This window comes from Zobellella endophytica, from assembly GCF_003012775.1.
Classification (GTDB): domain Bacteria; phylum Pseudomonadota; class Gammaproteobacteria; order Enterobacterales; family Aeromonadaceae; genus Oceanimonas; species Oceanimonas endophytica.
The window spans coordinates 21,718-45,658 of record NZ_PXYG01000005.1 but is presented as its reverse complement, the minus strand read 5'-3'; the positions used below and the strand labels follow the sequence as shown (position 1 = coordinate 45,658).

At 55.2% G+C, this 23,941-nt stretch carries 16 protein-coding genes; 12 read left to right on the top strand and 4 right to left on the bottom strand.

Features of this window, described 5'->3' with window-relative positions; all coding sequences use genetic code 11:
- Positions 1–58: 58 nt before the first annotated feature.
- A complete protein-coding gene (gene dsdA, locus C7H85_RS12130; protein ID WP_106729974.1) occupies positions 59–1,429 on the top strand; it encodes a D-serine ammonia-lyase in 1,371 nt (456 codons plus the stop codon).
- Here the strand turns inward: dsdA and C7H85_RS12125 are convergent.
- A complete protein-coding gene (locus C7H85_RS12125) occupies positions 1,406–1,999 on the bottom strand; it encodes a transglycosylase SLT domain-containing protein (RefSeq protein WP_168388262.1) in 594 nt (197 codons plus the stop codon). The two genes, dsdA and C7H85_RS12125, sit on opposite strands and share 24 nt — an antisense overlap.
- 220 nt (positions 2,000–2,219) lie before the next feature.
- Here C7H85_RS12125 and C7H85_RS12120 point away from each other — a divergent pair, with 220 nt between their 5' ends.
- Entirely contained in the window at positions 2,220–4,481 is a 2,262-nt protein-coding gene (locus tag C7H85_RS12120) for an arginine/lysine/ornithine decarboxylase (RefSeq protein WP_106729972.1), read from the top strand.
- A gap of 482 nt (positions 4,482–4,963) precedes the next feature.
- Here C7H85_RS12120 and C7H85_RS12115 read toward each other — a convergent pair whose 3' ends face one another.
- Positions 4,964–6,169, bottom strand: coding sequence for a DcaP family trimeric outer membrane transporter (locus tag C7H85_RS12115; protein ID WP_106729971.1), 1,206 nt, complete (start codon positions 6,167–6,169; stop codon positions 4,964–4,966).
- 262 nt (positions 6,170–6,431) lie between these two features.
- Positions 6,432–7,337: a LysR family transcriptional regulator gene (locus tag C7H85_RS12110; protein WP_106729970.1), complete on the bottom strand. Its 906-nt coding sequence runs from the start codon at positions 7,335–7,337 to the stop codon at positions 6,432–6,434.
- A 192-nt stretch (positions 7,338–7,529) separates the two neighbouring features.
- On the opposite strand from C7H85_RS12110, the gene C7H85_RS12105 reads away from it, so the two are divergent.
- The 3 genes from C7H85_RS12105 (at position 7,530) to C7H85_RS12095 (ending at position 11,267) form a co-directional block, all read left to right on the top strand.
- Positions 7,530–8,981: an aldehyde dehydrogenase family protein gene (locus C7H85_RS12105; protein ID WP_106729969.1), complete on the top strand. Its 1,452-nt coding sequence runs from the start codon at positions 7,530–7,532 to the stop codon at positions 8,979–8,981.
- Positions 8,982–9,049: 68 nt separating this feature from the next.
- Positions 9,050–10,153 (top strand): NAD(P)-dependent alcohol dehydrogenase, encoded by a 1,104-nt coding sequence (locus C7H85_RS12100; RefSeq protein WP_106729968.1) that lies wholly within the window; start codon positions 9,050–9,052, stop codon positions 10,151–10,153.
- Between the two features lie 148 nt (positions 10,154–10,301).
- On the top strand, positions 10,302–11,267 hold the full coding sequence (locus tag C7H85_RS12095) for a helix-turn-helix domain-containing protein (protein WP_106729967.1): 966 nt from the start codon (positions 10,302–10,304) through the stop codon (positions 11,265–11,267).
- Between the two features lie 10 nt (positions 11,268–11,277).
- Here C7H85_RS12095 and C7H85_RS12090 read toward each other — a convergent pair whose 3' ends face one another.
- Positions 11,278–13,548 (bottom strand): multiheme c-type cytochrome, encoded by a 2,271-nt coding sequence (locus tag C7H85_RS12090; protein WP_106729966.1) that lies wholly within the window; start codon positions 13,546–13,548, stop codon positions 11,278–11,280.
- Between the two features lie 192 nt (positions 13,549–13,740).
- Between C7H85_RS12090 and C7H85_RS12085 the strand changes: the two genes are divergently transcribed.
- From C7H85_RS12085 to C7H85_RS12055, 7 genes are all read left to right on the top strand, one after another.
- The gene (locus tag C7H85_RS12085) at positions 13,741–15,414 is read left to right on the top strand and encodes an arylsulfatase (protein WP_106730192.1); all 1,674 of its coding nucleotides are present in this window, start codon (positions 13,741–13,743) and stop codon (positions 15,412–15,414) included.
- A gap of 280 nt (positions 15,415–15,694) precedes the next feature.
- Positions 15,695–16,615: a LysR family transcriptional regulator gene (locus C7H85_RS12080; RefSeq protein WP_106729965.1), complete on the top strand. Its 921-nt coding sequence runs from the start codon at positions 15,695–15,697 to the stop codon at positions 16,613–16,615.
- Between the two features lie 164 nt (positions 16,616–16,779).
- The gene (locus C7H85_RS20370) at positions 16,780–17,106 is read left to right on the top strand and encodes a tautomerase family protein (protein ID WP_483887915.1); all 327 of its coding nucleotides are present in this window, start codon (positions 16,780–16,782) and stop codon (positions 17,104–17,106) included.
- 441 nt (positions 17,107–17,547) lie between these two features.
- Complete coding sequence (gene licT / locus C7H85_RS12070) at positions 17,548–18,384, top strand: BglG family transcription antiterminator LicT (RefSeq protein ID WP_106729963.1); 837 nt, start codon at positions 17,548–17,550, stop codon at positions 18,382–18,384.
- 179 nt (positions 18,385–18,563) lie between these two features.
- Positions 18,564–20,474, top strand: coding sequence for a PTS beta-glucoside transporter subunit IIABC (bglF, locus tag C7H85_RS12065; protein ID WP_106729962.1), 1,911 nt, complete (start codon positions 18,564–18,566; stop codon positions 20,472–20,474).
- Between the two features lie 2 nt (positions 20,475–20,476).
- On the top strand, positions 20,477–21,874 hold the full coding sequence (locus C7H85_RS12060) for a glycoside hydrolase family 1 protein (protein ID WP_106729961.1): 1,398 nt from the start codon (positions 20,477–20,479) through the stop codon (positions 21,872–21,874).
- A 358-nt stretch (positions 21,875–22,232) separates the two neighbouring features.
- Complete coding sequence (locus C7H85_RS12055; protein WP_106730191.1) at positions 22,233–23,588, top strand: carbohydrate porin; 1,356 nt, start codon at positions 22,233–22,235, stop codon at positions 23,586–23,588.
- The last annotated feature ends 353 nt before the right edge of the window (positions 23,589–23,941 follow it).

Below are 23,941 nucleotides of genomic sequence, written 5' to 3'. Positions count from 1 at the left end.
AGCAATACCGGCCGCTGCTGATATACTGCCGCCAGATGTTCACTAGGGGCCAGACCAGATGCACTCGCACCCGTCGTATTCCGCAGACGCCATTAATGCCCTGCGCAAGGATTATCCGCTACTCGACAGCCTGATGGCCTTGCGGCCGCTCAGTTGGTTCAACCCGGAGCGGGCCCCGGCCGAACTCGCCCTGCCCACGGTGGGGCTGACCGCCGGTGACGTGGCCGATGCCGGCCAGAGGCTGGCTCGGTTTGCCTCCTACTTTTGTGCCGCGTTCCCGGAGAGCCGCCGGCACGGCGGCATCATCGAGTCGCCCCTGCAGGCGATTCCCGCCATGCAACAGGCCCTGAGTGCCAGCTACGGCCAGGAGCTCAACGGCACCCTGCTGCTGAAAATGGACAACCAGTTGCCGATCTCCGGCTCGATCAAGGCCCGCGGCGGCATCTATGAAGTGCTGCAGCATGCGGAAAAGCTGGCGCTCAAGGCCGGACTGCTGCACCTGGACGATGACTATGCCAAGCTGCACAGCGATGAATTCCGCACGTTTTTCGGCCGCCACTCCATTGCCGTCGGCTCGACCGGCAACCTGGGGCTGTCCATCGGCATCATCAGCGCCCGGCTCGGGTTTAGGGTCAGCGTGCATATGTCGGCAGACGCCCGGGACTGGAAAAAACAGCTGCTGCGCAGCCAGGGGGTGACGGTGGTGGAATACGACAGCGACTATTCGGTGGCGGTGGCGCAAGGGCGACACGAGGCGGAGCAGGATCCCTGCTGTCACTTCGTGGATGACGAAAATTCGGTGCAGCTGTTCCTCGGCTATGCAGTGGCCGGCGAACGGCTCAAGGCCCAGCTGGCGCAACAGCGGATCATCGTGGACCGGGAGCATCCGCTGTTCGTCTACCTGCCCTGCGGGGTCGGCGGCGGCCCCGGTGGCGTGGCCTTCGGCCTCAAGCTGGCCTTCGGCGACGCGGTGCATTGCATTTTTGCCGAGCCGACTCATTCCCCCTGCATGTTGCTCGGCGTGTACACCGGACTGCATGACGCCATTTCGGTACAGGATCTGGGCATCGACAACCGCACCGCCGCCGACGGCCTGGCGGTAGGCCGCGCCTCCGGTTTTGTGGGGCGGGCCATGGCCCCCATGCTGGATGGTTTCTACAGCCTGGCGGACGAAGAAATGCTGTTCCTGCTGGGGTTGCTGGAGAGGGAAGAGGGCATCCGGCTCGAGCCCTCCGCCCTGGCCGGCATGCCGGGCGCGCTGAGGGTGCTGAGCGAAACCGAAGGCTATCGCCAGCGGCTGGGGCTGACCCCGGCGCGCCTGGCCAGGGCCCATCACCTGGTATGGGCCACCGGTGGCGGCATGGTGCCGGCCGAAGAAATGGAGAAATACCTGGCGCTGGCCGATTCAGCCAAACCAGCCACGGTTTAGCCGGTCCTTACATTGCCAGTACTGCTCCGCATAGCGCTGGGCCCGGGCTTCGACCTTGCGTGAGATGGTGAGCAGCCAGCCCTTGCGCAGGTGGCTGCCGCGGCGGTAGCCGCCCCAGCCCTCGTGATAATTGAGGTACTGGCCGTAGCCATCCCACTTGGAAATACCGTTGATTTTGCTGGTTTTATTCATGTACCAGCCCATAAAGTCGATGGCATCGTCAAAGTCGTCCCGATCGGCCCAGCCGTTGCCGCTCTCCCGCCGGTAATCGGCCCAGGTGGCTTTCTTGGCCTGGGCATAGCCGTAGGCATCGGAGGCCCGGCCGTAGGGAATGAACAGGAAATAACGCATCGGCGGCCGGGCATCGTGCCTGAAGCTGCTTTCCTGGTACATCATCGCCATGGTGACGTGCACCGGTGCTCCCCACTTTTCCCGCGCCTTGTTGGCAGACTGGTGCCAGCCGCCGTGCTGTTCGAAGATGGCACAGATGTTTTCCGGATTGCGCGGCGGCGCGGTCGCACAGCCCGCCAGCAGCACCATGGTCAGCCCCAGCCCCACCACCTTGTCCATTGTCCTCATGTCTTCTCGCCACCGATAACGCCCGTCATGGTCTCGAATAGTGCCCGTAACTGGTCCTCTTTTCCAGACGGCACCCGGCAATGCGTTCAAAAGCAATTTTTAATCACGCCATGTGCATAACTATTTTTTGTCACACCTGCGGGTAGGCATTAGAATGATGTCTGGCTAAGCTCATCCACAGAGCATGTTTACGGCAACCAAAGGAAACCTGATGCGCTTTTATTTTCCCATCGTCATTATCGATGAAGACTTCCGTTCCGAGAACACCAGCGGCTCGGGCATCCGTGAGCTGGCGTCCGCCATCGAAAAGGCCGGAATGGATGTGGTGGGCTACACCAGTTATGGTGATCTGACTTCCTTTGCCCAGCAACAGAGTCGTGCCGCCGGTTTCGTGCTGTCCATTGATGACGAAGAGCTCGGCGGCAGCCGGGAGGAAGCCCATTCGGTACTGGAGCAGCTGCGCGGCTTTGTGGAGCAGATCCGCCATCGCAACCCGGATATCCCCATTTATCTTTACGGCGAAACCCGCACCGCCCGGCATATACCCAACGCCATACTGCGCGAGCTGCACGGTTTCATCCACATGCACGAAGACACCCCCGACTTCGTCGCCCGGCATATCATCCGCGAGGCCAAAAGCTACCTGGATTCCCTGGCACCGCCCTTTTTCCGCGCCCTGACCCACTATGCCCAGGACGGTTCCTACTCCTGGCACTGTCCCGGCCATTCCGGCGGCGTCGCCTTCCTGAAATCACCGGTGGGACGCATGTTCCACCAGTTTTTCGGCGAAAACATGCTGCGTGCCGACGTCTGCAACTCGGTGGACGAGCTGGGCCAGCTACTCGACCACACCGGCCCGGTGGCCGCCTCAGAGCGTAACGCCGCCCGCATCTTCAACGCCGATCACCTGTTCTTCGTGACCAACGGTACCTCCACCTCCAATAAAATCGTGTGGAACTCCACCGTGGCCCCCGGCGACATCGTCGTGGTGGATCGCAACTGTCACAAATCCATACTGCACGCCATCATGATGACCGGCGCGGTGCCGGTGTTCCTGATGCCGACCCGCAACCACTACGGCATTATCGGCCCCATCCCCCGCAGTGAATTCGAGCCGGAGCGTATCCGCGAAAAGATGCAGGCCAACCCCTTCTGCCGCGAGATCCTGGCCAAGAACCCGGACGTCAAGCCCCGGGTGCTGACCATTACCCAGTCCACCTACGACGGCATCCTCTATAACGTGGAGGAGATCAAGAGCCTGCTGGACGGGGAGATTGAAACCCTGCATTTCGACGAAGCCTGGCTGCCCCACGCCGCCTTCCACGATTTTTACGGCGACTATCACGCCATCGGCGCCGGCCGGCCACGCTGCAATGACTCCATGGTGTTCGCCACCCAGTCCACCCACAAGCTGCTGGCGGGCCTGTCCCAGGCCTCGCAGATCCTGGTGCAGGACGGCGAACAGAAGCGACTCGACCGCCATGTGTTCAATGAAGCCTATCTGATGCACACGTCCACCAGCCCGCAGTATGCCATCATCGCGTCCTGCGATGTGGCTGCCGCCATGATGGAAGAGCCGGGCGGTACCGCCCTGGTGGAAGAATCGTTGGCGGAAGCCCTGGAATTCCGCCGCGCCATGCGCAAGGTGGATGATGAATACGGCGCCGACTGGTGGTTCAAGGTCTGGGGGCCGGATGATCTCACCGACGACGGCCTGGACGAACGGGATGCCTGGATGCTGCAGGCCGACGCCAGCTGGCACGGCTTTGGCGACATCGAACCCGGCTTCAACCTGCTCGATCCCATCAAGGCGACCATCCTGACGCCGGGCCTGAACATGAAGGGCGATTTTGCCGACAGCGGCATTCCGGCGGTGGTGGTCACCAAGTACCTGGCCGAGCACGGCATCGTCATCGAAAAAACCGGACTCTATTCCTTCTTTATCATGTTCACCATCGGCATCACCAAGGGTCGCTGGAATACCATGGTCACCGAGTTGCAGCAGTTCAAGGACGATTACGACAACAACGTGCCGCTGTGGAAGATACTGCCGGAATTCGTACAGAAACACCCCCACTATGAGCGGGTGGGCCTGCGCGATCTCTGTGATCATATCCATCAGATCTACAAGGAAAACAACGTGGCCAAGCTGACCACCGAGATGTATCTGTCCGATCTGGTGCCGGCCATGAAACCGGCGGACGCCTTCGCCAAGATGGCCCACAAGGAAATCGAGCGGGTACCGCTCGACGAGCTGACCGGCCGCACCACCGCAGTGATGGTCGCACCCTATCCGCCGGGCATTCCGCTGTTGATCCCGGGAGAGGCGTTTAACAACATCATCGTCAACTACCTCAAGTTCGCCCGCGAATTCAACCAATGCTTCCCCGGCTTCGAGACCTACATCCACGGTTTAGTGGCGGAAGAAGAACAGGGAGAAACACGCTACTTCGTGGATTGTGTCGCCAAATAAGACCCGTCGCTCCCGCCATAAACGGGGACGACGCCATGACGACGCAGCCGAAAACAAAAAAGCCATCTTCGGGTGGCTTTTTTGTGCTTGATGGCGGAGCGGAAAACACACTGCGGTTGAAAACGGAGAGGGAAGCCGATGGTGCTGAAGCCCCTCCAGAACACACTTCCACTCGGAAAGAAAAATGCCGCTAACCTTAAGTAAATGGCAATGTCTTTATTCATTTTGTCTTAAATACCACTATAAATAGCTGTTCCGAATAGTAGATCAATAAAGACAGCGGGCAGGTACTACTAAGCAGACCCTCTGCGCCAGGGATAGCGCGGCGGAGCCCCCAGGGATGGGTTTACGGCGTGTCTGTGTGCGGTGCCCGGCCGATGTAGCACCATTAGGATCAGTTATTTACATTCTACTCAATAACAAAGCCCGACGGAAACCACCGGCGGGCAATGTCACAAATGTCAGTAGGCATTGACATGACTTCAGAACTGATACTGGGCGCTCAATTGCAGACGACTGGCGTCACGCTCTTCACCACCGATGGTATTCAGATCGGCATACTGATACTCGGCGCCGACCATCAGCCGTTCGGTAACATCCCAGATGACATTGGCAAATGCATAGTCCATTTTTTCAAACAAACCGTCATAACCACTGTTTTGGGGTAAATCCTGCTCAATTCTTGAATAGCCGATGGAGCTGAACCACTGGGGGGTCCAGTTATGGTTGAGTGATACGCCACCACCCTGAATATCCACCGTTTCCAGGCTGCCATTACGCACATAAACATCGGGCGCATGCTTATGGTTGATATTACCCGGATTGCCCATATAGTTGCCGATACCCGAACCGATGGCATAGCTGCCGTTCAACTTGGTACTGGCTAGCAACGGCAGGCTGAACTGGGCCTGCACCCCATATCCGGTAACTTTATCATCCACTGTATTTGTGGGAATATTATCGTTGGTCGACAGTTCACGCACCACACCGGACAGCGCCAACATACGCTGGTATTCGTAGCGCAGGGTCAGGTCCGGCAGACGACTTTCCTCGCTGGCAATACCTGCATCATTGCGGGCAATTACTGTGTCAGGATCCTCCAGAGCCACCGACAAAGCACCATCCTCCAGCCGATGGGTATAACGGATCTGGCCTTGTCGCTCGTTGGCGTAACCGATGGGATCACCGAGTGCCAGAGTGCGGGTACTCCCCACAAAGCTCATAAAGTTGGTCCAGGTGTGACCGGCCAGAAACCCCGCATACTCACCATAGGCATGGCGCAAATTGAGCTTGCCGTCGGGCAGGAAATGCACCTCGAAAAAGGTGTTCAGATTGCCATAGTCGGTCTGAGTATGGCTGCGGAAATTCAGTCGGCTTTCATAGGCGGTAAAGTCGGTCCGACCATCGGTAGCTGCCGGGTTGAGTAACGCGAAAGGGCTGGTGGCATCACCCAGATCGTAATCGGCATCGTACAGCATATCCAGTTTGACATAGCCACCAAATGCAATATCGGTCTTGGTGCCGGGAATATTGATGGTGGAGCGGTGATTCCAGGGGGGACCTACCCGGCTCGGCTCGCCGGTCACAATGGGTTGACCAGCCTCCACTACCGGCATGGCAGCAACCACGCCTGCATTCAGCATTCCTGTAGCCAATATCACGGACAGTGCCACTTTGCTTTTTTTCATGTTCAACTCACTCCATGGTTGCTATTGATAAAATCAAGTTCCCTTGTTTTCTGAACAGACTATTGATATTCGGTGTGGCAATACTCCAACCAACGCTGGGACGCATTACCACCTTACCGATCAACAACCCGTTCACAATCAGCAAACATTTTTCATCAGGTCGATACATGTCGAATAATGATATTTTGAGATACCACCATATCATTTTTCGTATATCGACGATAAAACTGGTCCGGGAGGAGCCGAAGCAGGGGTTCTTCACCTACTCGGCGAAGAGGTTGAAAATCTGGCTTCGCAGCCAAATGCTGCCGGTATCCTGATGATACCGGCGATGCCAGAACAGGTTGATTTGCACCGAGGGCAATGCTACCGGATGGTGGTGCGCCACCAGGCCCAAGGTATCCATGGTCTGCAGCGCCAGCTTTTCGGTAACGGTGGCGATGAGATCCGTCTCCCGTACTATGTAAGGTGCCGACATGAAGTGAGGCAGCCGAAGCTTGACGATACGGCTGACCCCACTTTGCGCCAGCAGCTTCTCCACCCGGCCATGGCCGGTGCCCTGGGCTTCGATGACGATATGACGGGCTTGGGAAAAAGCTTCCAGATCCAAGGGGCCGCCAGCCAGGGGGTGCTCCTTGCGCATCAGGCACACGTACTGCTGCTCGAACAGCCGCCGTTGGTAAAAGCCCGCTTCAAGCTGGGGCAGCAGCCCGATGGCCAGATCCACGCTCCCGGCCTCCATCTCCTCTTTCAACGAATCGCCGCTATTGCGCACAGTAGTGATGCTGATCCCCGGCGCCACCCTGGCCAGATGCGCCATCAGTTTGGGCAGTAGATACATTTCCCCCAGATCGGTCATGGCGATACGAAAAGCACGCTCACTGCTGAGCGGATCGAAACGCTCGTGGTAGTTGATGGTGTCCTGCAAGGTCGCCAAGGCATAGGCAATCGGCTCGGCGATCAGGTCTGCATAGGGGGTAGGCTTCATGCCCCTGGAGGTGCGCTCGAACAGTTCGTCGTTCAGCGCCTTGCGCAACCGGGCCAATGCATTGCTCACCGCCGGCTGGGACAAGCCAAGTTGCTCGGCGACGACCCCTGTCTTGCGCTCCCGATACATGAGTTGAAACACCAGCAGCAAATTCAGATCGATATCCTGTAACTGTGTCATTACACCTCCTTATAAATATTATGAATAAACTATATTCATGAGATTGACTGGATCAATACCTTGAACACCTTTAGATTTTCAAAACAACAAATAATTAACAAAAATGCGTCGGCTTTCACATGAATGAGCTATATCAGCATTTACACATGTGTGCAGCCATGACCCCACGCCACAACCAGATCCGAGGGAACCATGACCAACTTCGACTCGTTCACCCCACCCACCGTCGAACATCTTTACCAGGGGGCAGCATCAAGCGACTTCCGTGATCATCAGGATCCAGGCCGCCTCGACACCGTGGCTTCACGCCTTGCCGTGGGCACGGCTGCGGATGTTGATCGCGCCGTGCAAAAAGCTCATCAGGCTTTCCAGCACTGGCGGTCCGTACCGGTTGCTGAGCGAGTAGCCGCCCTGATGAAGGCCGCAGAAATTGTACAGTCGAGTGGTGCAGACCTGGCCCCCCTCCTGGTCCGGGAGCACGGTGGTGTTCTGTGGGAGGCCCAGACTGACTTCATGCTCGGCAGCGGTGTGCTGCAGCACACCGCCAGCCTTGCGGAATCCTTTCTCGAGCCCACCACCTACGACGACGAGCAAAGCTTCATCTGCATCGAAAAAGCGCCTCGTGGCGTGGTCGGAGCCATAGTGCCGTGGAATATGCCCGTGGTACTCACCATGATGAAGTTGGCTCCCGCCCTGGCCACCGGTAACACCCTGGTTCTCAAGCCGTCTCCTTTCGCGTCGGCAGCATTGACCCTGCTGCTGCAACGCCTGAGTGATGCACTGCCGGAAGGCGTGCTCAATGTCGTCTTGGGCGACACCGAAGTCGGTGAGGCGCTCACCAGCCATCCTCTGGTTCGCAAGATAGGGTTCACCGGCGGCACGGCAACGGCACGCCACATCATGACCAGTGCCTCAGGCACGTTGAAGAACATGACCCTTGAACTGGGTGGCAATGACCCCGCCATCGTACTGGACGATGCAGACCTGGATAAAACCCTGGACAGAATGCTCCCGGGCATTTTCACCCGCAGTGGCCAGATCTGTTTCGCAGTCAAGCGTATCTATGTGCCGCGCAGCGCCTATAACACCTTCGTCGATGCCCTGTGCGACCGCGTTTCCCAGTACCGCGTCGGGCACGGTCTGAACCCGGAGGCCTCCTTTGGCCCGCTGAACAACAAGGCGCAGTACGATCGGGTGCGGCAGCTCATTGCCGCAGTACAAGACAGCCCCGCCAAGGTGTTCGAGCTCGGCCACAAGCTGGATCCGGCTCAGTGGCATAACGGCTATTATGTGCTTCCCCACGTGGTGCGGGACGCAGGTCATGATGCTCCCATTACCTCCTGCGAACAGTTTGGCCCCGTCATTCCCGTTGTCGCCTATGATTCCGAGGAGCAGGTGCTCGGCTGGGCCAACGACAGCGACTATGGCCTGGGCTCTTCCATCTGGACCCAGGACGCCGAGAGAGGCCTGGCACTGGCTCGTCGCATAGAAGCCGGCAGTACCTTTATCAACTCACATTCTTTCGAATCCCTGGATCTGCGGATGCCGTTTGGCGGAGTCAAGCAGAGCGGCATAGGCCGCGAATTTGGTGCCGCCGGTATGGCGGAGTATGTCGAAGAGCATGCTATCCGGCATCTCAAATAAATGTGGTACGGGCACCCACCAAGGTGCCCGTACCTGTTAATCCATCATGAACACGACAAGAGGTTTCCATGACCACCATTACCGCCGCCGTAGCCCGCCAGCACAAGGCACCGCTGAGTATTGAACAACTGGAACTTGATGACCTGCGTCGCGACGAAGTACGCGTTCGCATGGTTGCCACCGGCATCTGCCATACCGACGCCATTGTCCGTGACGGCGTCTACCCGACGCCGCTTCCGGCAGTGCTGGGTCATGAGGGCGCCGGTATCGTTGAAGAGGTCGGCGCCGATGTGACATCTGTGGTTCCCGGTGATCATGTGGTACTGTCCGCGGCTTATTGCCGTAAGTGCAGCCAGTGCCAGACCGGCCATATGGCATATTGTGAGAATCTTTTTGCCCAGGACTTTGGCGGTTGCCGGGAGGACGGCACTACCGCGCTATCGAAGGGCGACGAGTCCATATCGTCCCATTTTTTCGGACAGTCGTCCTTCGCCACTCGTGCCAATGTCAGCGAGTCCAGCATTATCAAGATAGATCCCAGCGTACCGCTGGAAAAGATGGCACCACTCGGATGTGGCATCCAGACCGGTGCCGGTGCCGTGCTGAATGAACTGCGCCCAACCGCAGGGTCCTCCTTTGCGGTAACCGGAACCGGCGCTGTCGGGATGGCCGCCGTCATGGCCGCCCGCGTCATCGGCTGCACCACCATTATCGCCGTAGACAGGCATGAGTCCCGCCTGAAGCTGGCAAGGGAACTGGGCGCCACTCACACCATCAACACCTCGGAAGTGGATCTCACCGAAGAGTTGCTGCGCATCACCAATGGTGCGGGCGTCAATTCAGTGCTGGACACCACCGGCATTCCCAAGCTGCTGGTGGCTGCCGCTCAGGGACTGTCCATCAGGGGTACTCTGGCGCTGGTAGGTGCCGCCGCACCGGGTACAGAAGCCCCGTTTGAAATCGGGGGCTCCCTGGTCAAAGGCTGGACCTTCAAGACCATCGTTCAGGGCAGCGCCGTTCCCCAGGAGTTCATTCCCCGCCTGGTATCCCTGTGGAAACAAGGCCGCTTCCCGTTTGATCGCCTTATCGAGACCTATTCGCTGGAGCAAATCAACGAAGCCTTTGCCGACTCCGAATCAGGAAAAACCATCAAGCCGGTAGTGGTTTGGTAAGCGGATAAAGGCTTGAACCCTGACGTTTCAAGCCCCTCTGCCAGCAGAACCAAAGCCTGTTGATAGCGGCAGGCTTTTATTTGGCAGCGAATGTCTTCATTACATCCTGCTCCGCGTGTGAGCTGCTTTTCATTGGAAGAATCAAGCCATGATGCCGGCCGGCCTGCCCTTTGAGTCTCGCCCTTTACTGACCACCACCGCTTATGACGAATACGAAAGTATCCTGAATCGGGAGCTCAATGAAAAACGGACGGTGACCCCGACCAGGGTGATCAAGAGTCGGGTAAGACTAACCGGATTCCAGATGTCACGGCTGAAATTTTTTGGTGCCGATGTGGGACAGGAAATACGGGTGCGCTCCACTCCCCTGACCAGTTGGCATGCCATACGGCCACTCAGGGGCGCGGTAGAATGTCATTTCCAGGGATCGCAAGCGACGGTGGGAGAGCTCCTGCTGCTGGCTCCGGGCCATGAAGTGGATCTGACATGGCACCAAAGCACCCAGGCCGTGGTCTTTACCCTGCCTCCGGATATCCTTGCAGATTATGTGAAACAATATCATAACGTCGATATGCCACTCATCGGTCCGAGAGGGTGGCATTGTGGCGCTGAGTGCGCAGGCGTCGGCAGCATGGCCCAACTCCATTCCCTGCTTTCTTTCGAAGTAAACAATAATGACGGCTTGCTGTTCAGTAACACCGGCGCCCAGCAGCTACGCAACCTGTGCTGTGAAAATTTGCTGCAACTGATGCCGATATTGAAGGAACAGCCCATGGCAGGACCGCTACCGGGCGTCGTCAAACGGGCACTGGAATATATCCACGCCCATCTTGAGGCGCCACTGGACATGGCAGCGCTATTGACGGCCTGCGCCACCAGCCGACGAAGTCTGGAGCAGAGCTTCCAGCGCATCCTGCAAACCAGCCCGGCTCGATATCACCGGCTTCGCCGACTGGAAGCATTGCGGACACTACTTCAGCACCACCGACCAGGAGACATTCAGCTGGCCGATCTTGCCTATCGTTGGGGCTTCTCTCAACCCAGTCATTTCACCGCACTCTACAAGCAGACCTTTGGTGAACTGCCCTCGGTCACGCTGGGTCGCTCGGATTAACCCACTTCCATCAGGGAGCAGGAGCGTCAGAAGAGCGACCCGCATGCTCGATCACTTTCAACAGGCGTTGTACCCGCGCCGCCTCGGGATCTATCTCCTGCAAACGACGGGCATAAGGCATGGCCTGCTCCGGCCCCTGATATTGCAGGCTGTATGTGGCCATGGCCCAGAGCAGTTCTTGATGGCGAGGTGACAGCTCGAGCGCCTTGGAAAGAACGGCCAGTGCCTCACCCGGTGCTGTGGGAGCCAGAGATACCGCATAAGCATAGGCAAACCGGGGCTCGCCGGGTGCCAACAAATGGGCTTTTTCGAGGTGCTCCCTGGCTTGCTCCTGCTGTTTCTGGCGTACCTTGGCCAGCCCCATTGCATAATGCAGTGCTGCTGCATCCGGGCGAATGGCCAGCCCTTGTTGCAACCATCTCAAGGCCTCAGTCTCACGCCCAACAGCTCTCAGCATGTCCGACAGGTTCACATAGCTGGCGACATGCCGATCATCGAGCTGTACCGCCTTTCGTAATTGCGCCAGAGCTTCTTCCCGTAATCCCTGTTGCCAACGCAGCAAAGCCAAACGGTTTCGCCCATCGGCCCTGTCCGCATGCAGCTGCAGCTCCTGTTCGTATTCTTTCAGCGCATCCTCGAAAACGCTTCGCACTGCCTCCGGGATTTCGTTTCCGACCAGCAGGCGGGCCGCTTCACTGCGGACCAGGCGACTCTTGTCGGTGAGCAAGGCCAGCAGCTGCGCTTCCCCAAGGGCACCCGGTTTGTCTGCCAGCGTCACCAGAGCGGCATGTCGCACCAGCGGGCTGGCGTCTGCCAATCCGGCTTGCAGAGGAGTGTGTTCGAACGGCACCTCAAGCTCATTCATATAGGCCGCGGCGCTGGCACGTACAATCTCCGGCTGGTCCTGCCCCGTCAGCAGTTTTGCGAGTTCCTTGCCGGCCTCCAGGTGACGACTTCCAACCATGGAAAAAGCCTGGGCAAATTCCTGGTACCCGGGAGTCCGCGCCGGAAATCGTTGCTCGATATGCTGCTGAGCCCATTCGGCAGAGCGATCATCATGGCAGTTGTTACAGGCGTTGGGAGTCCCATGATTCAGGGTGCGGTCCGGCCTTGGAATACGTAAGCTATGGTCCCGGCGCGGGTCGTTCACCATGTAGGTCGTGGCCGGCATATGGCAATTGACACATTGAGCCCCCGCCGTATTGACCGGATGGAAATGGTGCTCGGGGGTGTCATATTCGGTAGCCGTATGACAACGGACACAGAGATCGTTGCCCTGAGCCTTGAGCTGCTGAGTATGGGGGTCATGACAACTGCTGCAGCTAACACCTTCGGCATGCATCCGGCTCTGGGCAAAGGATCCCCAGGTAAACACCTCTTCCCGTTGCTGACCATCAATATGATAGAAGGGCTCAATCAGGGGCTCGGGCCGATAATAATCCAGCCAGTCCTGGCCAGGATAATAACCTTCGGCCAGTTGGCTGCGGAAGGAGTGACAGCGAGCACAGGTGGCCACCTCACCATTGGCACTAGTCAATACCTCCTCCTCCTGCCCCAGACCATGCTGCCTCAAGCGAATGGACAGTCCCAGATTTTTGTCGGTGCCCGGCTTTTTCGCCCAATCGACATGCCCGGAGCCTGGACCATGACAGGCCTCGCATCCCACACTCATTTCCGACCAGGTGGTGTTGAAGCTGTCATTGTCACTGTCATAGCCCTTGCGCAGATTTGTCGAGTGGCAGTCCGCACACATGTGATTCCAGTTTTGAGCAGGCCTCGTCCAGTGCAGATCATCTTCGTGGGTAACGGCGTCTTCCGGGTGGAGATGGAACCAGTGCTGGCCTCCTTCGCTCCCGGGTCTGGAGTCCCAGGCAATGGACAACGCCTGCAAGCGCCCTCCTCCTATTGACACCAAATACTGCTGGAGCGGTTCATAGCCAAAGGTGTATTCAATTTCGAATTCCTGGAGCTTGCCATTAGGTCCATCAGTCTCGACGAAATATCGTCCGTCTCTGCGACTGAAACGGCTTGTGACACCGGCGTAGGTAAACGTGGCATCATTAAAATCCCCCAGCACACTGTCTTCATCGGCATGCTGCATGGCCAGAGCATGGTGAGACGACCGCCACGCGGAAAATTCGGCCTGATGACAACTGGCACAAAGCTGGCTGCCCACATAGCGCAATTCGGCCTTGCCCTGGCTGTCAAGGGCCTCATTTCCCATGGCAGCCATGCCCCACAAGAAAGGCAGACAGGCCAGAAGGCGGAAAATTATGAGCATGGGAGTCACTCCTGGGTCGAGCCGGTTCTACCATGCATTTAGCCACTTATCGATCTTATACGATAGCGGTCCTGGCCTGTGCTGGAAAAAATATGCGCATATATCATATTGGCCACGCACACTTGATATCGTCCCTCCTGATCATGGAGTGATACTGCAAGGGACACCATGACCAAAGGAGATGGTTTTATCATGAACTGGAAAAAAGCAAGCTTGGCCGCACTGGCTCTGGGCGCCATGAGTTTTGGCAGTATGGCAGAGGAAAAGAAGCCCAACTTTCTGATCCTCATCGCCGATGACCTTGGGTACAGCGACATCGGGAGCTATGGTGCGGAAATTGCCACCCCCAATCTGGACACCCTGGCGGAGGAAGGCCTGCGTTTTAGCAACTTCCATACGGCACCAACCTGCTCCCCGACAAGATCCATGCTCATGTCCGGCGTAGACAACCACCTGGCCGGCCTCGGGAACATGGCGGAACTGATGCAGGATTTCCAGCGTGGTGAACCGGGCTACGAGGGCTACCTGAATGACAACGTCGCCTCAATAGCCGAGGTACTGAAAGATAATGGCTACCATACCTACACCACCGGCAAGTGGCATCTCGGACGGGGTGAAGAACGTAGCCCGGCAGCCCGCGGGTTCGAACGCTCCTATATCCTGGAGCAGGGCAGTGCCAGCCATTTCGATGACCAGTTCGGGGCCAACAGCTTTGAAGCCAAGGCGATCTACCGGGAAAACGGGAAGGAAGTAAAGCTGCCCGAGGGGTTCTTCTCTTCCGAGTTCTTCACCGACAAGATGCTCGAATACATGGAGACCGACAGAGAGACCGGGCGTCCCTTCCTCGGTATCCTGTCTTATACCGCCCCGCATTGGCCCTTGCACGCCCCCGACGAGTGGCTGGATCGTTATGTCGGACGCTATGACGAGGGTTATGAGGCAATCCGTGCGGAGCGTCTCAAACGCATGCAGGAACTGGGACTGCTGCCCGCCGAGATTGAGGCCAATACGCCCATGGCTGGTGGGCTGCCGGCCTGGGATGAGCTGACCGAGGATCAGCGGAAGATGGAAGCCAGGGCGATGGAAATCTATGCCGCCATGGTGGACAACATGGATCATCATATTGGACGGCTGATTGACTATCTTGACCAGAGAGGAGAACTGGATAATACCTTCATTCTGTTCATCTCGGATAACGGCGCCGATGGCAATACCCCCCTGGATCTTCCTGGAAACAGGGAATGGATAGCGGCCAACTTCGACAATAGCTGGGACAACCTGGGCAAAAAGGGTTCCTATATCGATTATGGTGCCCAGTGGGCCCAGGTTGGCTCTACCCCCTTCCCGTACTTCAAGGGGATGACCTCCCAGGGTGGTATCGCGGTTCCAGCCATTGTTCGCTATCCCGGCGCAGTAACACAACCGGGCAAGATCAGCAGCGAGGTGGCTCATGTGATGGATGTCATGCCTACCCTGCTGGAGCTGGCCGGAGCCGAGCACCCAGGAAACACCTACAAGGGCAAAAAGATTCATCCTATGGAAGGCCTGTCGTTCCTGCCGGCGTTGCGTGACGAAGCCTTGCCCAAACGCGCCATTGGCTGGGAGCTGTTCGGACGCCGCGCCCTGCGCAGCGGTGACTGGAAGCTGGTATGGATGACCAAGCCCTATGGTGCAGGAGAGTGGCAACTGTACAATCTGGCCAAGGACCCAGCCGAAAAGCAGGACCTGTCCAGACAGGAGCCGGAAAAACTGGCGGAGTTGCTGAAGGAATGGGAAGCCTACGTCAAACGCAATAACGTACTGAGTGGCGAGTTCAAGATCCGCTACGCCTTCAACACCTGCCTGTACGACGGTTGCTTCAAGTAACCTAGAAAAGAGACCTCATAATCCACCGATGAAACCCTGGCCACCCTTACAGGGTGGCCAGGGTATATATCCCAGCCATATCCGACGGTGTTTTAAGCACCAGGGCCTTGATTTCTTCCGGCACTTCCTTATTTTCATTCAAATTTTACCTCCCTTCACCGTTCTGGAAAGATGGCCGCAGCCGGTCGAGATGACGGCGACAACTCACACCGGAGCCTGTTACTCCATGGGCCGATATTGATGTTATGGTGTGGCTGAGCACAAAAAGGATGATATGCCCATGTTCAATCCACTATTACCCGACTCTCTCCGCACTATTGTCTATTTCGTCACTGTAGCCAGGGTAGGCAGTTTCACCGCAGCGGCGGATGAACTGGGGGTGTCCAAGTCAGCCCTCGGCAAGAGTATTGCCAAGCTGGAGCAGCGTCTGGCGACCAAGTTGCTGCACCGGACTACCCGTAAGGTCAGCCTGACCACGGAAGGAGAAGCCTACCTGGTCAGTTGTCAGTCGGCACTGAAGACCTTGCAGGAAGCCGAATCAGCACTACTGTCAAAACAGACGCACCCCAGTGGCAAGGTCAGGATCGATTTGCCGGCCGCGTTTGGCCGGCGAGTAGTGATGCCGATACTGTTGGAGATGGCCGCACAATATCCGGACCTGAAGCTGACCATCACTTTTAACGACAAGGTTATCGACCCGCTGGATGCCGGTTTTGATCTGGCGTTCAGGTTCGGTCCGCTGCAGGACAGTGGTGAACTCGTTGCCCGAAAGCTTAACGACCAGCAACAGCTCCTGTGTGCGGCCCCGGAGTATCTGGCACGCCATGGTACGCCGAATACTCTGGAAGAGTTGCAACAGCATCACTGCATCATGGCCTGGCGAGGGGGACGACCACTGTCCTGGTTGCTGAAGTCTGCTTCCGGCAAGGATACCCGCTTTAATCCTGAGGCCTTTCACCAGATCAGCGATGGTGACGCCATGGTCGACGCCTGTGTGGCCGGGGCCGGTATCGTGCAATTTCCGGCGTTGCTGCTGCGGCCCCTGATAGCCGCCGGACAGTTGGTACCGATACTGCCACAACTGGCACCGGAACCGAGCGGATTGCATATGATCTGGCCCGGTAATCGGCATCTGATGCCTAGCGTGCGCTTTATCATTGACGAGTTTGTCCGGTTATCCGATGAAGGCACTTTTTCCTAACGAATAAGGTTAGCTAACTAAATAGCTGTTCCGAATGGTAGATCACTCTCGGCAGCGACCTGACTCCCTAACAGCCCCTTCGCCGTCAACGATGGTTCGGCAGAGCCCGGGGTTCACCGCGTGTAAGCATGCGGTTGGTGTAGCAGCTTTAGGATCCGTTATTTATACCAACCATTGTTGAAATTTATGCAACACTGAGAGTCATTATTCTCCCTTTATCAATATCCAGCTGGGATTTATCATCCTATTCGCTTAGGTACCATCCTGAAACATACAGAAAAAGAGGAATCGTTATGCCAGTCGTTAATATTCAGATGTTTGAAGGCCGAGACAGTGCAAAATCTGCAATTGCCCAAGAGGTGACCGACGCTATTGCCAAGCACGCCGGTGTGGATCCTAACTATATCTATGTCATTTTCAATGATGTAAAGACTGAAAACTGGGCCATTTCCGGTGAGCTTTTTTCTGAAACGCTGAAAAAATCAGGTTAAGCACATCGCGCTCGGCACTTCAGAAAATAGCGGCTATGAAGAATGGACTTCAAGTGGGAAGCAACTGACAGGAGCTCTGCCATAACGGTTCCGAAGCTCCCGCTATCCTAATCACAGCCTTACTTTCCACTTCCGCTTGCCACTGGTACATCAGTAGATGTTCATGGCAGGTGGGAGCGGTAAGCAACATGCCCTCGTAGGTATTTTTTACACCACCTGTTCGACGTTACGACATTGAAACCTGTGATCCGAAACACATAACCGGCCTGTAAAACCATAAGAAAATGCGTTCAATTTCACAGTTTCTACCATATTCTCTTGTGTTAAATAATGTATAGACCGACTATTTCCGCAACAGGATTGTTACTGCTAAGGCAGGCAAAACCTGGCTGTCCATAACACCCATGGGCGGCCAGGTTTTTTTGTTTTCTAGGGGTTAACGTGAAGATAGCCAAAATTCTCAACAACAACGTCGTTGTCGTACAGGATGATCGCCACCAAGAGCAGGTGGTGATGGGACGTGGCCTTGGCTTTCAAAAACGGATTGGTGATCCCCTTGATCAGGACAAAGTAGAGAAGGTGTTCTCCCTTAAGGATCAGGGACTGGTTTCCCAGCTAAGTGAGCTACTCGACCGTATCCCGCTTGAGGTAATGGGGGTGTGCGACAGGATTATTGCGCTTGCGATTCAGCGACTCGGTCCCCTGCAAGACAGTCTCTATATCAGCTTGACCGACCACTGCCACTTCGCCATTGAGAGGATGAAGATCGGTGTTAGTATTCGCAATGCTCTGCTCTGGGAAACCCGTAATCTGTACCCGAGAGAATTTGAAGTGGGTCAAGAAGCCCTGGCGATGATTGCCGAACGGTTAGGTGTAATTTTACCAGAAGATGAAGCAGGTTTTATTGCCCTGCACTTGGTCAACGCCCAACTAAATAGTGAAATGCCTGAGGTTATTCATATTACGCGCGTAATGCAGGAGATACTGAACATCGTCAAATATCAGATGCGGATTGAATATAATGAACAAGCCCTGAGTTACAGTCGATTTATAACTCATCTGAAATTTTTTGCTCAACGTATGCTGTCCTGCAGTGTGCTAACCAGCAGCGACCCAGGCATGTACAGAACCATACAAAAAAATTACACTGCTTCTTGGCGATGTGCAGAGAAAATCAATCAATTTTTATCCATGGAGTATCAGCGTTCGCTTAGTCAGGAAGAATTAATGTTTCTTGCCATTCATATTGAACAAGTGAGAAAGGAATGCCAAGGATAATAAATTCGAGCTATCGATAGTTAAACGGGAATCCCCCGAAAGAATAAAACTGGTCAATAAACTAGGATTGTTACTGCTTCGGCAGGCAAAACCTGATGCGGTTCTCGGCAGCAATGACCCGGGCGCTGCGTCAGGTTTTTTTATATCTTAATATTGGATGAATACGCAGAGGAAAATCTATGAGCCATCAATCACTGGCACAAAAAATAGTGGCCGGAGTCGGAGGCCGCGACAATATCGCCAGCCTGGTACATTGCGCGACCCGATTGCGCTTCAAACTGCATGATAATACCAAAGCTGATGGAGAAGGGCTCAAACAGGAGCCAGGCATCATCATGGTGGTGGAGAGCGGCGGTCAATTTCAAGTGGTGATCGGCAACGAAGTCAATGCCGTTTATCAAGCCGTCAACAAGGCAGCCAGTATTGATGAGCAGACTCCCCAAGTGGATGAGCATAAGGCCGATGGCTCCAAAAGCAGCCTATTCAACCGATTTATCGATACGGTCTCCGGCATCTTTACCCCTCTGCTCGGGATGCTGGCCGCTTCCGGTATACTCAAGGGGTTTCTGGCCCTCGCGCTCGCCCTGCAATGGACCACGACGAGCAGTGGTACCTATCAGCTACTCAATGCCGCCGGTGATGCCCTGTTCTATTTCTTTCCTGTTATTCTGGGTTATACCGCCGGCAAAAAATTTGGTGGCAATCCGTTTATCTCCATGGCCGTTGGTGGTGCCCTTATCCATCCCTCTATCACCTCGCTTTTCCATGCCAGTCAACAAATGGGCGCTGAACCCAGCCTGTTTCTGGGCGTTCCGGTTACTCTCATCAACTATGGCGGTTCCGTGCTGCCGGTTATTTTTGCCGCTTGGGCCTGCAGCCATCTTGAACGCAGATTCAACCAATGGCTGCCTTCAGCCGTGCGCAATTTTTTCAGCCCCTTATTTTGCATCGTACTGGTGGTGCCGCTGACCTTCCTGCTGATTGGTCCGGCCGCGACGGGGGTGGGACGCTGGCTGGCGAATGGCTACCTGGCGGTGTACGAGTTCACTCCCATGCTGGCCGGTGCGGTGATCGGCGCCTTCTGGCAAATCTTTGTGATTTTCGGCCTGCATTGGGGATTTATCCCACTGATAATTAATAACTTTAGCATGTTGGGACAAGACACCATGCTGCCCATGCTGGTCGCTGCTGTCATGGGCCAGGTAGGTGCCGCACTGGGTGTAATGCTGCGTACCCGTGATGCAAAAACCAAAGTAATGGCCGGCTCGGCGGTAACCGCCGGGGTTTTCGGCGTCACCGAACCTGCAGTATACGGCGTTAACCTGCCGACGCGTCGTCCTTTTATTTTCGGCTGTATTGGCGGTGCCCTGGGTGGTGCCCTGATTGGAGTTGGCAATACTACGGCTTATACATTTGGCTTGGCGAGCATCTTCACTTTTACTCAGGTGATCCCATCTACCGGCATTGATGCCAGCGTCTGGAGTCTGGTATTTGGATCCTTGCTGTCCCTTGCATTTGCATTCTCTTTCACCTGGCTGTTTGGCCTGAAAGCCCCCGCCAAACCCAAGACTGAAAACCATAACGCCGGCAATGCAGTAAAGGAAATGACGCCAGCTCCCCAGGGGAGTGCTGCCCTGCTAGCCCCGCAAAGCGGCCGTGTCGTACCTCTGGCGGAGGTCAGCGATCCTACCTTTGCCAGCGGCCTGCTGGGGGCCGGAGTGGCAATCATACCGGAATCGGGTCGGGTCGTGGCCCCCATTCATGGTGAGATAGCTTCACTGTTTCGTACCAATCATGCCATCGGGATCAGTGCCGACAACGGGCTGGACGTGTTAATCCACGTGGGTATCGATACCGTCAAGCTGGATGGCCGGCATTTCGTTCCCCATGTTCGGCTGGGCGACAGGGTTGCTGCTGGAGACCTGTTGCTGGAGTTTGACCGTGAAGCCATTCTGGCTGCCGGCTACGACATCACCACTCCCATGGTGGTGACTCAAGCCAGCGGCGTGCCGATCTCCCTCTCTGTCTACCATGAGCAGATCGAGGAAGGTTCACCACTGTTGACCGTCACCTTTGAAGACAAGGAGTGAAAATGAGCAATATCCTGTTTCCACAAGATTTTCAGTGGGGTGGAGCCATTGCCGCCAACCAGGTTGAAGGAGCTTATCGGCTCTATGGCAAGGGGCTCTCCACCTCCGACGTTCAGCCACAAGGCGTGTTTGGTGATATCGTGAGCCGCGAGCCGGGCGATCACAATATCAAGGATCTGGCGATCGACTTCTACCATCACTACCCGGAAGACATCGCTCTGTTTGCGGAGATGGGGTTCAAATGCCTGCGAACCTCCATCGCCTGGACGCGCATTTTCCCGAATGGGGATGAAACAGAGGCGAATGAAGCCGGGCTGGCCTTTTATGACCGTCTGTTTGACGAAATGCTCAAATATGGTATCAAGCCGCTGGTGACACTATCCCACTACGAAATGCCGCTCTATTTGGTTGAGCACTATGGTGGCTGGGGGGCTCGTCGGGTGATCGGTTTCTTTGAGCATTACGCCCGCATCGTGTTTGAACGTTTTGGCAGTAAGGTCAAACAGTGGCTGACCTTCAACGAAATCAACATGTCCCTGCATGCCCCCTTTACCGGAGTAGGGCTGGCACAAAATAGCAGCAAGGCCGCCATCTACCAGGCAATCCATCATCAGTTGGTGGCCAGTGCCCTGGCCGTCAAAGCTTGCCATGAGCTGGTACCGGGTGGACACATTGGCAATATGCTGCTGGGGGGATTGCAATATCCGCTCACCAGCAAGCCGGAGGACGTGCTCGAAGCCATGCAAATGAACCGCGGCTGGATGTTTTTTGCCGATGTACAGGCCCGTGGCGCCTACCCCAATTATATGCATCGCTACTTTCGCGACCATCAGATAGAACTGGACATAGAACCTGGCGATCTTGAGGCTCTGCAAAACACCGTCGATTTTATCTCGTTCAGCTACTATTTCACCGGTTGTGCCTCGGCAACAGCGCAGGAAAAAAAGCGTGGAAATATTCTTAGCATGGTACCCAACCCGCACTTAAAGGCTTCGGAGTGGGGCTGGCAGATCGATGCCGTCGGCCTGCGGATCCTGCTTAACGAGCTGTGGGATCGCTATCAGAAACCTCTGTTTATCGTTGAAAATGGCCTGGGTGCCAAAGATGTCGTCGAAGCGGACGGCTCGATACGGGACGATTACCGAATCAGCTACCTGAATGCCCATCTGGTCCAGGTTGCCGAAGCGATTAAGGATGGGGTTGAAGTCCTGGGATACACCAGCTGGGGGCCTATTGATCTGATCAGTGCTTCCACCGCCCAGATGAGCAAACGCTATGGCTATATCCATGTAGATCGGGATGACGAAGGGAATGGCACACTGGAGCGTCGGCGAAAAAGGAGCTTTTATTGGTATCAAGAAGTAATCCGTACCAATGGTGACAGCCTAAAAATGGAATAATTATCAAGAAGGGTCATTTTAATGATCTCACTCTATAACTATCTATTTTAAAAAACAAACAATTCATTCCATTCGACGGATATAAGACGGATATAAAAAGCAGAATGTTGTGCCAGGGAGTTCGGATACCTGGCACAACCTAGCAAACAACTGTTTTCAGGGATGCCTCATCTGAAACATTATGGTAGTAGTTTACAGCTCGTCTGGATGCAACACTCTGTCTAGTTATCCAACGTTTGGATTGAATATAAAGAGTCATTAATGTAGTCACAGTTTAACTAAACTGCCCACTACATTAATACAAGCATCACTCTTTCATGAGTGGTTAATTTTTATCAACAGTTACTTGGTGATAGCCATGGAAAAAACATTAATATCGACAATTTTGTTTTCGGCACTGACCTTCCCCTTATTGACTCAAGCTCAGCAAAATTCATGGAATGGCACTGTTCTTGGATTTGAAGCACTAGGTGAAGGCTTACTTGGAGAAATGCTTGGTATTCGTCCAATCCTTACCGAAAATGGTTTCAACTATAATCTTGCTTACCTAAACCAGCTTGCCCACAACCTTGACGGAGGCTACAACACCGATGGTCATGTTGCCTATATTGATCAGACTGCCCTGACATTCACACAAGATTTGGAACGTTGGACCGGAATCCCTGATGCCAAGATTGAGGGGAATATCGTCAACCGTAACCACAACGATCTTTTAACGACAGAGCGTTTGCAGGACACTCGTGTTAACTTCAATGATCTTTCTCAGGAAAGTTGGGGTGGCCAATCAAGCACCCGTCTGGGTTGGCTTACGTTTGCTCGCAGCTTTGATGACCGGCGCCTTAGCTGGCGTATAGGTATGATGAATAAAGTGCAAACATTTGATGGCATACTGCCCTGTGACTTCCAGCTTTTGACACACTGTGGAGGAAAATCAGCATTTTCATTAACTTGGAATAACTGGAATGTGCACACTTGGGGGACATCTTTTGAGTACAAGTTGACACCAGAGTTAACCCTGAAAACGGGTGTACTTGAACAGAATCCTCGAGCCAGCAGTCGCAGTCAGGCATGGAGCTGGTCAACAAAAGGCAGTAAAGGCGTCCTTGTACCACTAGAGCTGGAGTCACGGACCTTTGTCAACGATCTTCCTGGTATATACAATTTTGGCGTACTCTACACCAACGCCAAACAGAAGGATCTATACAAGGGCAAGTCGGGGGGGCCGGGCGCCACAGATCCAGAAGGGTACAAAGAGTATGACAATACCTGGTTCTTCTATGGCGGTTTCAATCAGCAAATCACACAACATAGCGATGATCCCAACCGAGGTATGAGTGCCGCATTCAGCGCTAGCGTCTCGGATCAGCGCAGTAATTACATGCATATTATTGCTGCGGCACAACTCAGGTATAGAGGGCTATTTGATGCAAGACCGAATGACTGGATCGGTTTAGGTGTGTCATATATTGACACCAGTAATCATTACGCACGAAATCAAGACTATAAAAACCAGATCCAGGGTATAATTGATTATAATAATCCTGACTACAGCCCTGTTCCTGGTGATTCAGTCAATGCCGAGATCCATTATCGTTTCCGTCCTGTATCCTGGCTCGAACTGCAGCCTGGCCTGCAATATTGGCATCGCCCCGGTGGTCTGAAGGAGACCCAGGATGCATGGGTCACAGTAATGAAAACAGTTATCACCTTCTAAGTAAAAACCATTCCTGATACTGTTATGTCGATCGGGTATCGCACGCTGACCCGCCGCTCTCCAAAGGCGCCGTCGTATTATCCTCGGCGCCGAGGGCAGCCTGGCGATACCCTCTTGTTATCTCGGCCGAGAAACTATTTTGAACAGCTATTTATCCTTTATAAATAGCACTCATACCCTCTCTATTTAAGGGCGAGCCGGCGGAGCGGAGCTACCTGATGGCAATGTACATCCCCGGTGAATACAGTCGTGATTCACCGAAACCGTAGGCCCCGTGGCCGTAACGCTTGAGGGGCCTCCATCGTCGTGCAGCCTCGCTCTCACGATCGCTCCACGCGCACTCTGGAACATGC